Annotated in this window: 15 protein-coding genes; 2 read left to right on the forward strand and 13 right to left on the reverse strand. The window is 42.7% G+C overall.

Going from position 1 to position 14295, the window contains the following annotated elements; genetic code table 11:
- Window positions 1-83: 83 nt before the first annotated feature.
- The 4 genes from DFP77_RS08025 to DFP77_RS08040 all read right to left on the reverse strand — a co-directional run bounded on the left by DFP77_RS08025 (window position 84) and on the right by DFP77_RS08040 (window position 4087).
- Entirely contained in the window at window positions 84-662 is a 579-nt protein-coding gene (locus DFP77_RS08025) for a cysteine hydrolase family protein (protein WP_114411765.1), read from the reverse strand.
- A gap of 46 nt (window positions 663-708) precedes the next feature.
- Window positions 709-1044, reverse strand: coding sequence for a hypothetical protein (locus DFP77_RS08030; RefSeq protein WP_114411766.1), 336 nt, complete (start codon window positions 1042-1044; stop codon window positions 709-711).
- Between the two features lie 110 nt (window positions 1045-1154).
- Complete coding sequence (locus DFP77_RS08035; RefSeq protein WP_114411767.1) at window positions 1155-3017, reverse strand: methyl-accepting chemotaxis protein; 1863 nt, start codon at window positions 3015-3017, stop codon at window positions 1155-1157.
- 176 nt (window positions 3018-3193) lie between these two features.
- Window positions 3194-4087 (reverse strand): LysR family transcriptional regulator, encoded by an 894-nt coding sequence (locus tag DFP77_RS08040; protein WP_114411768.1) that lies wholly within the window; start codon window positions 4085-4087, stop codon window positions 3194-3196.
- 158 nt (window positions 4088-4245) lie between these two features.
- Between DFP77_RS08040 and DFP77_RS08045 the strand changes: the two genes are divergently transcribed.
- Window positions 4246-4935, forward strand: coding sequence for a type 1 glutamine amidotransferase domain-containing protein (locus tag DFP77_RS08045; protein ID WP_114411769.1), 690 nt, complete (start codon window positions 4246-4248; stop codon window positions 4933-4935).
- Between the two features lie 94 nt (window positions 4936-5029).
- Here the strand turns inward: DFP77_RS08045 and DFP77_RS08050 are convergent, their stop codons facing one another.
- Window positions 5030-5326: a Dabb family protein gene (locus DFP77_RS08050; protein ID WP_114411770.1), complete on the reverse strand. Its 297-nt coding sequence runs from the start codon at window positions 5324-5326 to the stop codon at window positions 5030-5032.
- Window positions 5327-5490: 164 nt separating this feature from the next.
- Here DFP77_RS08050 and DFP77_RS08055 point away from each other — a divergent pair, with 164 nt between their 5' ends.
- Window positions 5491-6081 carry a LysE family translocator gene (locus tag DFP77_RS08055; RefSeq protein WP_114411771.1) on the forward strand — a complete coding sequence of 197 codons (591 nt, stop codon included), beginning with the start codon at window positions 5491-5493 and terminating at the stop codon, window positions 6079-6081.
- A gap of 10 nt (window positions 6082-6091) precedes the next feature.
- Here the strand turns inward: DFP77_RS08055 and DFP77_RS08060 are convergent, their stop codons facing one another.
- The 8 genes from DFP77_RS08060 to DFP77_RS08095 form a co-directional block, all read right to left on the reverse strand.
- On the reverse strand, window positions 6092-6925 hold the full coding sequence (locus tag DFP77_RS08060; RefSeq protein WP_114411772.1) for an AraC family transcriptional regulator: 834 nt from the start codon (window positions 6923-6925) through the stop codon (window positions 6092-6094).
- Between the two features lie 39 nt (window positions 6926-6964).
- Window positions 6965-7771: an endo alpha-1,4 polygalactosaminidase gene (locus DFP77_RS08065; RefSeq protein ID WP_114411773.1), complete on the reverse strand. Its 807-nt coding sequence runs from the start codon at window positions 7769-7771 to the stop codon at window positions 6965-6967.
- A gap of 135 nt (window positions 7772-7906) precedes the next feature.
- A complete protein-coding gene (locus DFP77_RS08070; protein ID WP_114411774.1) occupies window positions 7907-8539 on the reverse strand; it encodes a response regulator transcription factor in 633 nt (210 codons plus the stop codon).
- A 23-nt stretch (window positions 8540-8562) separates the two neighbouring features.
- On the reverse strand, window positions 8563-9918 hold the full coding sequence (locus DFP77_RS08075) for a cache domain-containing protein (protein WP_114411775.1): 1356 nt from the start codon (window positions 9916-9918) through the stop codon (window positions 8563-8565).
- 121 nt (window positions 9919-10039) lie between these two features.
- Window positions 10040-11329 carry a TRAP transporter large permease gene (locus DFP77_RS08080; RefSeq protein ID WP_114411776.1) on the reverse strand — a complete coding sequence of 430 codons (1290 nt, stop codon included), beginning with the start codon at window positions 11327-11329 and terminating at the stop codon, window positions 10040-10042.
- Between the two features lie 33 nt (window positions 11330-11362).
- Complete coding sequence (locus DFP77_RS08085) at window positions 11363-11902, reverse strand: TRAP transporter small permease subunit (RefSeq protein ID WP_114411777.1); 540 nt, start codon at window positions 11900-11902, stop codon at window positions 11363-11365.
- Window positions 11903-11958: 56 nt separating this feature from the next.
- Window positions 11959-13044, reverse strand: a complete 1086-nt coding sequence (locus DFP77_RS08090) for a TRAP transporter substrate-binding protein (RefSeq protein WP_114411785.1) — start codon at window positions 13042-13044, stop codon at window positions 11959-11961.
- 177 nt (window positions 13045-13221) lie between these two features.
- Window positions 13222-13902, reverse strand: coding sequence for a GDSL-type esterase/lipase family protein (locus tag DFP77_RS08095; protein WP_114411778.1), 681 nt, complete (start codon window positions 13900-13902; stop codon window positions 13222-13224).
- Window positions 13903-14295 lie beyond the last annotated feature (393 nt).

Consider the following 14295-nt stretch of genomic DNA (forward strand, 5'->3'; position numbering starts at 1 on the left):
TAGATAAATCCTTTATATGCAGCGAACAATGTATCGCCAACGGATCACTTCCGTTGGCTTTTTTTATGACTTAAAAAATGATATTACTCTCGTAACGAGGCATGTTCTTTTGGTAGTAGAGCAAACGCCTCATCTTGCGTAATCACAGTCGCATATTCACCATGCAAGTTCGCCAATGACATGGCATGCACTTCATCGGCACTGCGTGACTGACCGAAAAAGTCTTCTTTCTCAAATGCGAAGCAAGCGCTACCGACAACATAGGTTTTAAAGCCAAGATTACCAGCGCTTCGTACCGTCGACTCAACAGAATTATTTGTGCTCACACCAACAACTAGCAAAGTTTGAACGTCTTGTTCTCGTAGCCACTTTTCTAGGTCCGAAAAAACAAACGCATCAGGCACCGACTTTTCGATAATTTTCTCGTCAATCAAGGGCTGAAAGGCATCCTGAAAAAGAACCCCTTCTTGATCCGGCCAAAACAAGGATTCAGGCTCAGTGGATAAATGACGGACATGTACAATAGGTGCGTGAAAGGATCGCCAATGCGCCAATAGCTCAGCAATTTCATGTTCTGCATTAGGATTATTTCGTTCTCCAGCTTGCGGCCAAGACATACCTTGCTGCATATCAATAATCATCAATACTGCTGAATTTTCCATCGTTAGCTCCCCTAAAACCATCTCGTTTATTTTTTAAATCGCTGCATTAGCTTTTGTCATCGGTGCGGCTTTCCAATGCAGATAAACGTTTATTTTGATGATGTAACTTAACGAAAAGTACCACCAGCGTCATAAACAATAAGAAGGTTAAATTCCCCAAGAAATTGACTCTATATTCCAGTGATTTCACATTGGTTATTTTGGTAGACAAGGATTGGTAATCGCCCAGCGAGGCGGTAGATAATTGTAGAATAGCAACACTTCGCTCAAGTTCAAAAACAGTCTGAGCAAGCTCTTTTGGATCTTCAGAGACACTCTTTTCAGCCATAGAAAAAGACGCAAAACCGCTCAAGAATATACAGAACAACACTCGATATAACATGGGGAACCTCTAAAATAGCAATCAGTAACCTGTTCTATCATAGCGGTATCAATCACCTAATAGCTAGATGGAGCCTGAGTTATTATCAGAAGCGCCATCTAGCTAATGATTTAAACTTTAAAAATTGAAATACTCCGATTCAATGATTCCGCTTGATTAGCAATGGCTTCACTTGCTTTGGAGTTTAACGCCACCGACTCCGAGGTATCTTCAGTAATATCTCTGATGGTATCGACATTTTTACTTATCTCATTCGCCGCGATGGTTTGCTGATCAATTGCTGTAGACACCGAGCCTGCCATCTCTGATATTTCAGTCACATCATGTATGATTTTTTCTAATACACTTCCTGTCATAACGGCTTCATCACGACTTAGGGCACCATCCTGACGGCAGTCTTCCATTAACGTAACAATACTCTTAGTACGCTCTTGTAACGTCACTATGATGTCTGAGATTTCTTCTGTGGCTGTGTGTGTTCTACTCGCTAACGCTCTAACTTCATCGGCAACAACGGCAAAGCCACGTCCTTGCTCTCCCGCTCTAGCAGCTTCAATCGCAGCATTCAGCGCCAGTAAATTCGTTTGTTCAGCAATTCCTTGGATGACATTCAATACCGTGCCAATGCTTTCGCTCTCTTTTGCTAAAGCACCAACAGTTTCTACAGAACCTTCCAAGCGATCGGACAGCTGGCGAATACGTTCGATAGCTGAATTTACTTTTGATTGACCTTCACGGGCATTGTTTTGTGTTGATACGGCTTTCGAAGCAGCCATTTCCATACTACGCGAAATATCTTCTACTGTGCCGACCATTTCAGTGACAGATACTGCGACCATATCCGTTTCTGCTCGCTGTCTCTGGGCATCATCGGATGTTCTAGCAGCATTCTGTGATAACTGCACAGTGGTACTGTTCATCTCTTTCACTATCAGATTAGCATTCGCAATGACATGACTGAAATCCGCCAACATATCGTTAATACTTGACGCCACAGTGCCAATTTCGTCCTTCGCAGATACCTCGACCCGCAAGGCGATATTATGAGTCGATTGTATCTCTCGCATCGTTAACTGAATTGTATTTAATGCTGTGTTGATCGTGCGGTTAATAATCCAAGCTACTAACACACCAATAATGATAATAACGCCACAAAGAATCGCTGTTAACATCATCGCAAACGAGGCTTTTTCCTGTATCACGTTGGATAACTGAGTCTCAACCGAGGTTAGCGCTGTTTCAGTTTTATGAATGGACTTACGCATTGCCAGTAATTTGCCTTCCTTACTAGTCAAACCTAAGTCTTTTTTTCCTTCTGCATATTGATTAAAGCCATTTCTGTATTGCTCAGAAAGTGACAGCAATAACTGAACTTTATCCGCAGGTAATGAGCCACTGCGTAAGTCGCTTTCTAATTTATCCAAAGTTGAATTAAAAGAAATAATGTATTTAAGGTTGCTGCGCAACATAAAATCTTTTTCATGCCGACGAAGCTGCAACATTGTAACAAGCAAAGCATCTTGGTTCAGTGCCGACAATTCACTCTCAATGTTATGCACAGCGCCGCGAAGTTGCCCTTGCAGCCCTGTTTCAGGTGTTAGCCCTAACTTTTTAGAAGCTGACACCACAGCAGCAAAATCGGTCTGATATTCTTTGAAATCTTCAGTCAATTCTAACAAGGTAGCAATGTCGATAGAAAACTCATTCATTGCATTTTCGAGCAAAACTTGATCAGTAAAAAGAGAAGCCATTGTCTCGTTGAATTTTGTTTCATAAGAAAGGTCTAGACGGGCGAGGAAATCTTTCTCATTGCGGCGCAATGTCAGCATATTAACTTGCTGATGCACTATAAGATTCTTGGCGTAGTTTAGCTTTTCAATATTACTCTGCGTATTATAAAAAAGTCCCAGCATGGCCACGAGTGCTACAACCAACAAAGCCGTATTCAAAATTAGTTTATGCTTAATAAGCACGGTTTTATCCTCTCATCCAAAAGAAATCACTCCCTTACTGACACCAAAAAAACTCCATCTCTACCTGCATGTTAATGTATTAAGCTCAGAATATCCTCGAGTCACACAATTCCATAATAAATGTCACAGTAAATAACAAAGCTAACCGAGATTTGTTACAGAACAACATCTACGTCTCAAAACCTAGCAAACGATTTTTTTAGAAAATCCAGCAACAAACGCAGTTTTTTAGACTCAGCCGTGCCCGGTGGAAAGACGGCGTAGACATCAATTCCCGTGCATTGATAATCCGACAAAATGCGCTCTAACGTGCCATTGGCGATACGAGGCTGTGCGTCGTACATGGGAATTCGACCGATGCCATTGCCCCCTTCTAAAAAAATGGTTCTAGCGGCGGCATTATTAGTGCTCACTGCACCACGCACAGACAAGCTAAACGACTTAGAGCCTTGGCTAAGATGCACGGTATTGGCTGCTGGCGTATACACCACCCAGTCATGGTCATACAACTCTTCTGGTTGAGTGGGTTTACCGCGTCGACGAAAATACTCTGGTGAGCCACACAAGCAGGTTTCGAATGTAGTCAACTTACTCGCTTGTAAGCCGGAATCTAATAACGGTGCTCCTCGAATCGCCAGATCAACACCATCTTTGATGATATTGACCACTTCATCGCTCAAGGAAACATTCAATTCAATTAACGGATAGAGTTGTCGAAACTCATTCAGCGCGGGCACAATCACCTGCAGACCTAAATTCACCGGACAGGTAATTTTCAGTTTACCAACAGGCTCTTGTTTGGCTTTTTCTATTTGCTGATTGGCTTCATGGGCCTGAAAGGCAATCGCACGACAACGCTGATAATAGGCTTTGCCCGTCTCGGTTAAGGACAAAGAACGCGTGGTGCGATTCAGCAGTTTTACACCAAGTTGCTCTTCTAGCTTTTTCAGGTGATAACTCACCACGCCACGGGAAATCCCCATGAATTTAGCTGCGGCCGTCAGACTGCCTTGCTCCACCACTTGGGCAAATACCACCATACTTTTTAACTGTTCAAACGAGACTTCCATCGTTACGGCTCTTTTTTTATAGATAAAGAAAACGATTCCAATTGTATCAATTATTAAACCAATGAAGTCAAAAAGCTTCCCATTATGTTGATTAGATTAATTAGATAGACTAATCACAAGTTATTTAAACAACACATCCAAACATTTAGGAGCCTCTTATGAGCAGCAAAAAAATTCTAGTCGTTCTAACATCCCATTCCGATTTGGGAGACACAGGCCACAAAACAGGTTTTTGGGTAGAAGAATTCGCCGCACCTTATTACGCATTTATTGATGCTGGCGCAGAAGTCACTGTCGCTACGCCAAAAGGCGGCCAAGCGCCAATTGATCCAAACAGTACTGCGCCAGATGCACAAACCGAAGCAACTGAACGCTTCTATAAAGATCAGGCTGCGCAAGATGTGATTACCAACACACTAAAACTGAGCGATATGAAACAAGACGATTTCGACGCTATTTTCTATCCTGGCGGCCACGGTCCACTTTGGGATTTGACTGAGAACAAAGAATCCATTGCCTTGATCGAAAGCTTTATTAAAGCCGACAAGCCAATCTCTTCTGTCTGTCACGCACCAAGCGCTTTCTTGAACATCAAAGACGCAGATGGTGAGTATTTCATTAAAGGTAAAACCGTGACTGGTTTTACTAACAGCGAAGAAGCGGCGGTTCAATTGACCGAAGTCGTGCCTTTTTTGTTAGAAGATGAAATGAAGAAACGCGGTGCGGATTACAAAAACACGGCGGACTGGGCACCTTTCGCAGTGCAAGATGGCTTGATGATCACAGGGCAAAACCCTGCAAGTTCTGAATTGGTCGCTGAAAAACTATTGGCTCAATTAGCTAAATAAGCGCCATTAACCAATCATACCAACGAAAAAAAACCCGCCTCAAGGAAACTTGAAGCGGGTTTTCTCGTTCTAGTTGCGCGATATTAAAAAGCGCCTATATGGCGTAATCGAAAACAATAATGTCTTCTAAAATCGGCCCTAATTGCGCTTTTAACACCTCGTGTTCAGGGTGAGGAATATAAGTATCACGAGCCACTTCATCCACAAAGGTCATAAAAACACAATGGGTATAGTCTTTGTTGCGGCCTTCAGGACTGTTGTTTAAGCCCCATTCAACCGATTCAATGCCATCGATCTTGCTCTTAATTTTCTCGAAGTTAGCCATAGACGTTGCGATATCCGCCGCGGTCGCTTGCTCTTTGTACTTAATAAACAATACATGCCGAATCATAAAGACTCCTGTTTAAATAAATGATTTAGCAAAATCATACTCCGCCTTTTCGGCTAAAAATACGCGAATCACAAACAATCCTTAAAAGGTCAATTTTGTTCAATACGTTAGATACCTAAAAAACGATAGTGAGCACCTGTTTATTATTTGTCTAGGAACACCTGATGACCCTTTCATTAATCACTTCTATGTCTTTGTTTGCTTTAGCGGCGTCTTTGTCACCTGGCCCGGTGAACCTTGTTTCGCTGAGTGGCAGTGCGCGTTATGGTATTAAAACAGGACTTGTTTTTGTAACGGGAGCAACCCTTGGCTTTATTGTGCTGTTTTTACTGATTGGCTTCGGGCTGCACTATTTGATTGATCAATTAAATTGGATTACCCAAGCGCTACAATGGTTCGGCATCGCCTTTCTGTTGTATTTGAGTTATCAGTTATTCACCGACAATGGCGAGCTAAATTCCGACAAACATAGCAAGGCGCCAACCTTTATGACCGGTGCCATTATGCAATGGCTCAACCCAAAAGCATGGCTAGCCTCGCTGTCTGGCATTGCAGCCTATACTCCCAATGCGGAAGCAGCAGAGGTGCTCATCTTTGCCAGCCTATATTTGCCAATTTGCTGGCTGTCTTTGGGAATTTGGGTGTGGATAGGAAAAATACTCGGGCGGTATTTTCAAAGCCCCGGAAAAATGCGCTTAATGAATAAAACCTTGGCGATATTACTAGCAGGAAGTTGTGTGTTGATTCTGGTCTAACCGACCTTCACTAAGAAGAAACCGAGCGCCGATACTGGTCTGGCGTTGCCGCAACGCGTTTTTTAAACACCCGCTGAAAATGCGCTTGATCACTAAAGCCAACGGTCTGTGCCACATCAACAATGGCTTGACCTTGCTTCAAGGCTTGCTGACCAAGTTGAATACGACGATTCAAACGATAAGCATGTGGTGTCATATTAAAGTGGCGCTTAAACGCACGAACTAAATAACCAGTACTGTATCCAAACTCGGCGCTAATTTGTTCAATCGAAGTATCGTGCAAACAGTAGTTATTCAAATAGTCCGCCACTTGATATAGGTTATTCACAGGCAAAGCTGTGGAAGATTCGATGTTATTCGCATCCAACTCCGTGAACAAGTCCACCAGCACCGCTTCTAGCTTTTGGCCTTTTTCTAAAGACGAAAAAGTTGCAGCCATTAGACATTCACATACTTCTACAAACGCTTGATACGCCTGAACTGACATTAAAGTATCACCCAGGGTATCTTGCCAGACCTGAGTTCTTCTAATGCCACGGGCAAACAACAAGGACGCAAGCCAGTCTTTATCTAGATGCATCATGTAATAGGCCCAAGGGGAGTCTTGACAAGGGTTACAGGCATGAACCACATCTGGATTCATCATTACCAAAGCGCCGCGTTCAACACCGTGTAAGCGGTCTGCACAGAGAAATTCACTCTGGCCTTGCACAATGGCACCAATCGACCACTCTTGATGGGAATGCGGTGCATAGCTGACTTGTCTGCCATCCAATACTTGGCGAAGTTCGACATAAGGCAAAGCCGGATCTCGCCAAAAAATCGGATGGGTAAAAGGTGTCATCTTATCTTCCTATCAATCAAACCGTTTAGGTCAAATCTTTTACGGTAAGCAACTGAAGCGAAACGTGTCATCCAGCGCCTTAGGCAGTACCAAAGTACTGAACTGTAAGCGTTCTGATTGTTTGCATACGCTATTTCGCTCTGATTCATCGTCCACATAAATGCGACGATATTCTGTATTAAAAACAGGCTTGCCGGCTTTAATAAAGTTCGAATAAGAACGGCATTCAGAGTATTCAAAGCATTGCTCTGTGACAGCAAAATCAAAATCGCTGCTCAGCGCTCGAGCCTGATCAGGATCGTTTTTCAAACCAATTGCCAAGCCTCTACTATGAGCCTCTGCCGCTAAAAAGCGATTATAATCTAACTGATCATTAGCTCGAAACGAAAAACCCGTATTCGTTCGATAACTGTCTACGTTATCCGGCTCAACGCCATCACACCCTTTTGTGACGGCTAAATCCAGACGGCGAATCATCACCTCACGCACTTGGCTAGAACGAATATCCAACCAACGCTCATTATCCCAACCACTCAGCGTTTTGCCCAAATCTTTGATGGCAAAATCCGCAGCGTCAGGACGCCAGTCTTCGTAAGAACCGGCCGAGAAATAACAAATCACTTTTTTATCGGAGGCTTGCAGACGTTGAATCAGTTCAACAGAAGAATCAAATAAATCAATGTCGTATAAATCCACGTCGTAACCTTCATTAACAACCCCATCCAGTTGCCAATGCCAAGTCGCAGACACCGGTGGACGATACCAATCATCCGCCGCATAAAGAGGAGAAAAGAAAGTCGACAGAAAAAGACACAACACAGGAATTGGAAAAAGTAGTACGCGCATAGTGGACCCCATATGCTCAAAAGGCTAAAAAGCCCACGACAGGTCTTGCCGTAATCTATCACTCTACTCTGTTATGACGGCAAAAGCTTACAATCTAAAAAATCATTCGCTCTCTACCAATTCTTTCGAAGACTCTTAATCAATCAACTGCTTAGCTAAAGCGTATTTTATCAAGCCTGCAGAAGTATGAATATCTAACTTGTTTTTTACATTTTGACGATGGGTTTCAACGGTTCTGACACTAATATCCAAAGTCTGAGCAATTTCTTTATTGGATAATCCTGCCGCTAGCGCTTTTAATACCGCGGTTTCACGCTTGGTCAATTCTTCACTTTCTTTTGCAGAAGACGCGAGAGAAAACAAAGAGTCTGAAGCGCCAGAACTAAAATACGTACCACCTTGGTGTACGGTATTGATGGCTTGCACCAACTCTTCAGACGATACATCTTTTAACACATAGCCATTCGCACCAGACTGAATCAAAGACAAAATATATTCTTTGTCATTATGCATACTCAGCATCAAAATCTTCACATTGGGCTGTTCTACTTTGAATCTCTTTGTGGCTTCTAAGCCATTTAACACTGGCATTGATACATCCATGAGAACCAAATCGGGCTGAGTTTCTTTGGCTCTTGCTAAGGCGTCCAAGCCATTCGACGCAGTGGCAATAATGTCGATATTGCCTTCCAATTCCAAGCGAGCTTGCAGGCCATCCAGTACCAGCATGTGATCATCGACTAAGAGAACACGAATTTTTTTTGTCATTATTATCACTCTTCACTTACTGGTTAAAGATGTTGCTCAAGGGGCAATAGCGCACGCACTGTAGTGCCTTTATCACGTTGCGACTCCAATATGAAATCACCACCAATCAATTCGATTCGCTCGCGCATATTGATCAAACCGATCCCTGAAAACAGCTCCGATTTTTTCGAGATACCTTTACCATCATCCAAACACTCAAACACAACTTGCCTATGTAACTGCGAAACCTGTAGCGAAATATTCTTAGCCTCGGCATGCTTTTCAATATTCGTTAGCGACTCTTGAGTAAGGCGATACACCGTAATTTCTATTTCATCAGGCAACTTAGCGGCCACATCAAAACGATACGCCACCTGGATTCCTGTTCGCTCCATGAACTGGTCAATCAAAGCTTGTAAGGCTGTATCCAAGCCTAAATCATCTAATAAAGTAGGTCGTAAGTTATGGGAAATCTGCCGCACTTCACTGATGGTTTGGTTTATTAAATCACCGGCTTTTTCCAACTCCTGATGAATCACTTCTTTTTCATGACCGCGATTTAACTTGTTTTCTGCTAACTCAATTCGAAACTTACAACTCACCAATAATTGATTAATGCCATCATGAAGTTCACGAGAAAAGCCTCGCCTTTCACTAACTTGCAAGCGCATAAAACGCTGCGCCAGTTCCTTTAGCCTTGAGTCCGCTAATTTGTGCTCATGGAGATTGATCGCCAACCCCAACAAGATAACCAACACCACAGTCACCACAACCACTTCAATGACTGTAAAAAAGCTGCGCTGAATATTGTCATTCATCGTCGCTTTGGTTTTCGCCAATTCTGCGTAGATGTCATCGAGATACAACCCGGTTCCCATCATCCAATCCCATCGATCGATAGCAACTACATAACCCAACTTATCCTCTTGCTTCATCAGTGGCGGCTTCTCCCATATATATCTATGATAGCCACCACCTGCTTGAGCAGCTCGGATTAACCCCTGAATCAGGAAATTCCCTGAACGATCCTGAAAATCCCATAAGTTTTTACCGACAAAATCCGGTTGGGTTGGATGGACTAAATTGACCCCAGACATTTCATAAGCGAAAAAGTACCCATCATCTTCATAACTTAATCCCTCCAGAATTTTCTTCACGCGGTCCTGCGCTTCTGCGTCGTCTAATTCGTCATTTTCCAATATAGGGCGAATCGCAGACATGGCGATATTAACGTGGTTTTTTAATGCCTGTTTCTTGGCATTAACCAAGTTAAATTCATAAATAGATAATTCTTGTGAAGCTAAATCACGGGCAGATTGAAAGCCTAGATACGTAATAATGGCAGTCGCTACAATGAGCGGTGCGACAGCAAGAAGAATAATTTTACTTTTTAATCCCACGGACAAAGACCTTTTTTATTATTTTTTAGGCTTTCAATATTTAATGATGGTCAGAAAACGCTATCAACAAAAAAGCGGGTAAAGACCCGCTTCCTTGCTCTATATTTTATCCCGTTATAAATCAGTCCATGCCATATAACTCTGGGAAAACCATAATACTGACCAGAACTAAGACTTGAATCAATATAAATGGCATGACGCCTTTATAAATGTCCGTTGTTCTAATCGAACTTGGAGCCACCCCTTTTAAATAGAATAGACTAAAACCAAACGGCGGGGTTAAGAAAGATGTCTGTAGATTCATCGCAATCAAGATCGCAAACCACACCATATTGATCCCTAACGCTTCGGCAACAGGCGCTAAAATCGGCACAATAATAAAGGCAATCTCAACAAAGTCGATAAAGAACCCCAAGATCAAGATCGCAATCATGGCTAAGATAATAAAGCCCCATTTTTCACCTGGAAGATTCAATAACACTTCTTCTACGATCGCATCGCCACCAGTGTAACTAAACGCCATAGAAAAGGCCGTTGCACCCATTAGAATAGCAAACACCATCGCCGTGACTTTTACCGTTTCTAAGCCACTGTCATAAAGCATTTTCCAACTAAACTGACGATAAATAAGTGCCAATATAATTGCTCCCACGCCGCCTAATGCAGAAGATTCTGTCGGTGTAGCAATGCCGGTAAAGATAGAACCCAATACAATCAATACCAAGGCCAACGGCGGAATAATCGCTTTTAACGCACTACGAATTTGCTGTGCGCGAGTTTCATCATCCAAATCCTGTGGCATCGCTGGCGCAAGCTCAGGTTTTAAGAAAGTAAGAATCAAGATATAAACAATATAACAAGCAATGAGAATCATGCCAGGAAACAAAGCCGCCTGGAAAAGGTCGCCCACAGGAATACCTAAAACATCCCCTAAGATGATCAGAATAATCGATGGTGGAATAATTTGGCCCAAGGTGCCAGACGCACAAATTGTGCCGCAAGCTAACGACTTACTGTAGTTGTACTTCAGCATAACTGGCAAAGAGATTAGACCCATTGCCACGACACTTGCACCAACAACACCAGTCGATGCCGCTAACAGCGCACCCACTAAAATAGTCGAAATAGCCAAACCACCGCGAACGCCACCAAACAGTTTGCCCATGGCCTCTAATAGCTGTTCTGCCAACTTAGTCTTTTGTAAAACGATACCCATGAATACAAATAATGGCACCGCCATCATCACCGTATTTTCCATGTAGCTTTGAATGCGGAACGGCATGAAAGCAAACATATCAAAACCTTCAGCAAATACGCCAAAGATCAAAGCAATGCCGCCAAAGGTAAAGGCAACAGGGAACCCCAGTAAAAGCATTACTAGGGCAACGAAAAACATGATTATTCCAATCATAAATAACCTACAAACTTAAAATGGAGACAAGACTCAATGTTGAATGGGAGGGTGCGAAAAACCTTCTTCGCTAACGCCTCGCAGCACATTAATGCAGCGAATAACCATTCCTAACCCACTGATCGTCATAGAGAAAAAAGCAAAAGGAATAACCGCTTTAATTATCCAACGGTAAGGAAGACCACCCGGATCGCCACTGGTTTCGCCCAAAGCATAAGCTTCATGAGCAAAGCCAACGCCGTAATATCCCACTAACAAAGTAAAAGGAATTAAGAAAAACACGCAGCCAAACAGATCAATCCATGCCTTTCCTCGAATAGACAAATTTTCATAGATCAAATCCACACGAACATGACCGCCGTGCTGAATGCCGTACGGAATACCTAATAAGAAAATCGCAGCATATAAATGCCATTCCAATTCCTGCATTCCAATAGACACATCGTTGAAGACATAACGCATCAAAACATCGTAGAAAACATTGAACAGTAAGACGATAAACAACAGCGTCGAAAGCATACCAAGGAAATTAGAAAAACGAGTGATGCCTCGTTCTAGGGTGGTTAACAACATGACAAACTCCTAGAAAAAGCACGGCGAATACATGCTGTTCGCCGTGCTTAGAGGTTTTATTCTGCTAAACTATCAACACTGTCCAAATAAGCTCGGTCAGAAATGTTGGTCCAAACGCGTACTTTCTTCATGTACTTAGCTTGAGAGTCCAAGATCTCTTTCGCCAAAGGATCTTCGGCCGCTTTTTCATCAAGTAGCTCTTGGTTAGCCTTTTTCATCGCTACAAGCACTTCTTTCGGGAAGGTTTTCACCTGAACATTCGGGTATTCTGTCTTCATTGTCGCCCAGTTTTCCGCGCTCTCGTGGTAAGACTGAATGTACATGTCGTAAGACGCTAACTTCATTGAAGTACGAAGAATTTCACGAAGATCCTCAGGAAGCTTTTTCCACGTGCGCTCGTTTACTAGGAACTGAAGTTCCGTTGCTGGCTCATGCCAGCCTGTGTAGTAGTAAGGCGCAATTTTGTGGAACCCCATACGTAAATCAAGAGACGGTCCAACCCACTCAAGTGCATCGATAGTACGACGCTCAAGCGCTGTGTAAAGTTCACCAGAAGCGATATTGGTAGGCTTAGCGCCCAGTTTCGCTAGGACTTCACCCGCAAAGCCTGGAATACGCATTTTCAGACCTTGTAGGTCGTCAAGAGAATTGATTTCTTTTTGGAACCAGCCACCCATTTGGTTGCCAGTATTACCACCTGGGAACGACAATAGACCAAACGGTTGATACACTTTCTGCATCAACTCCATGCCACCGCCGTGATAGAACCAGCCGTACTGCTCAGGCGTAATCATGCCAAAAGGCATAGTGGTAAAGTATAGCGTATTTGGCACCTTGCCTTTCCAGTAGTAAGACGCAGAATGCCCCATGTCGTACTGACCAGAACGCACCATATCAAACACACCCAAAGCGGCTTTGTGTTTGTTAGCTGAGTCGATAGTGATTTTTAAACGTCCATTAGACATTTCATCAGCAATGCGCGCCATATTTCGAGGGGCATCACCAAAGATAGGGAAATTAGATGACCAAGTTTCAGCCATCTTCAGTTTATAAACTTTATCCGCTGCGATAGCAGGTAAAGAGAAAGCACTAAGAGCCACTGCAGTTGCAGCAACAAGAGTTGTGAGTTTTAAGGATTTCATTGTTTTTATCATCCTGTGAGTCTTATTTTTTTATAATTTAAGATCGAGCAGGATAGATAATGACGCGTACAGAAAGTGCAAACAATTCGTACGAATACCGAGTACTAAACCGGAAACTACGCACATGACTCAGTATTACTACGTAGAAATAAATGAAAAGCAGTCCAAATTAAAGCGCTAACCTTCTGCCAACAATGAAACGAGTGTTGGCTCTATTGCCTCAGCAAAAAGTTGATATTGACTAGTATTCGGATGCAAAAAGTCATTCATCACATCACTGGTGATTCGGCCTTTTTCATCCAAAAAAACGTGATTAATATCGCGAAAAAAGACTTTTTCATCGTCAGCGTAAGTTCGAATAATCTGATTCACTTCGTTATTTAGCATACGCAGCTTTTGTGTTGGTTTGGCACTACGAGGAAAAATAGCCAACAGCAACACTTTAGTCTTCGGTAACTTTTCTGCCAATACAGACAGAATCTGCTTAATTCCTAACGCCGTGTCTTCGGCCTTATCCATGCGATGGCCAGCGTTATTGGTTCCAATCAATAAAACCAATAACTTAGGCTGAATATTATCAATTTCCCCATGAGCCAATCGCCATAAAACATTCTCTGTCTTATCGCCATTAAAGCCCAAATTCAGCGCATTCCTTGATTGATAAAAATCCTGCCAAACATCGGCGCCCTCTTTCTCCCAAGCTTGCGTGATGGAATCCCCAAGAAACACCAAATCCACTCGCGCCATAGCATTTTTTTCAGCCAGCTTTTCCTCATGGCGAGGTAACCACCAAACAGTATCCTGCTTCGTAGAAAAGATAGACAAAGGAGAATGTGAATCGACTGAAGTTGACGGCATAAAAGGAATAACTTGTTTAATGGGTATCGCACAGACTATCTGATTGCAGATAAACTTAACAGATTGAATCCCTTCGCCTGACAAGATTTTTTGTGAATAAAATGGTGCCTTACCCCCAGACTAGATTGAATACATGTTGTCACTCAACGTTAACAAAGCATCACGAAGATCAACAAAGGCCCCGCCATTGGCACATACAAATGGATTAAAGTTTTAATAACTAAACCAAGATAATAGAGAGACATGCTAAATGGCTAAATTGCTGCAAGCGAACACAATACTAAGATAGGATTCCTTGAGACGAAAAAAAGCCCTGACAGCATAGCTATCAGGGCCTTGTTAATATAAAGCTTGATGATACTTCCCCTATTGCGGGACGATCTACTCTTACAT

Origin of the sequence: Marinomonas foliarum, assembly GCF_003337275.1 — a bacterium.
Classification (GTDB): domain Bacteria; phylum Pseudomonadota; class Gammaproteobacteria; order Pseudomonadales; family Marinomonadaceae; genus Marinomonas; species Marinomonas foliarum.

Bases quoted from the DNA above. Each gene is read 5' to 3' on its own strand.
- DFP77_RS08025 (WP_114411765.1), bottom strand. From the start codon at position 662: ATGGAAAATTCAGCAGTATTGATGATTATTGATATGCAGCAAGGTATG.
- DFP77_RS08030 (WP_114411766.1), bottom strand. From the start codon at position 1,044: ATGTTATATCGAGTGTTGTTCTGTATATTCTTGAGCGGTTTTGCGTCT.
- DFP77_RS08040 (WP_114411768.1), bottom strand. From the start codon at position 4,087: ATGGAAGTCTCGTTTGAACAGTTAAAAAGTATGGTGGTATTTGCCCAA.
- DFP77_RS08045 (WP_114411769.1), top strand. From the start codon at position 4,246: ATGAGCAGCAAAAAAATTCTAGTCGTTCTAACATCCCATTCCGATTTG.
- DFP77_RS08050 (WP_114411770.1), bottom strand. From the start codon at position 5,326: ATGATTCGGCATGTATTGTTTATTAAGTACAAAGAGCAAGCGACCGCG.
- DFP77_RS08055 (WP_114411771.1), top strand. From the start codon at position 5,491: ATGACCCTTTCATTAATCACTTCTATGTCTTTGTTTGCTTTAGCGGCG.
- DFP77_RS08060 (WP_114411772.1), bottom strand. From the start codon at position 6,925: ATGACACCTTTTACCCATCCGATTTTTTGGCGAGATCCGGCTTTGCCT.
- DFP77_RS08065 (WP_114411773.1), bottom strand. From the start codon at position 7,771: ATGCGCGTACTACTTTTTCCAATTCCTGTGTTGTGTCTTTTTCTGTCG.
- DFP77_RS08070 (WP_114411774.1), bottom strand. From the start codon at position 8,539: ATGACAAAAAAAATTCGTGTTCTCTTAGTCGATGATCACATGCTGGTA.
- DFP77_RS08080 (WP_114411776.1), bottom strand. From the start codon at position 11,329: ATGATTGGAATAATCATGTTTTTCGTTGCCCTAGTAATGCTTTTACTG.
- DFP77_RS08085 (WP_114411777.1), bottom strand. From the start codon at position 11,902: ATGTTGTTAACCACCCTAGAACGAGGCATCACTCGTTTTTCTAATTTC.
- DFP77_RS08090 (WP_114411785.1), bottom strand. From the start codon at position 13,044: ATGAAATCCTTAAAACTCACAACTCTTGTTGCTGCAACTGCAGTGGCT.
- DFP77_RS08095 (WP_114411778.1), bottom strand. From the start codon at position 13,902: ATGCCGTCAACTTCAGTCGATTCACATTCTCCTTTGTCTATCTTTTCT.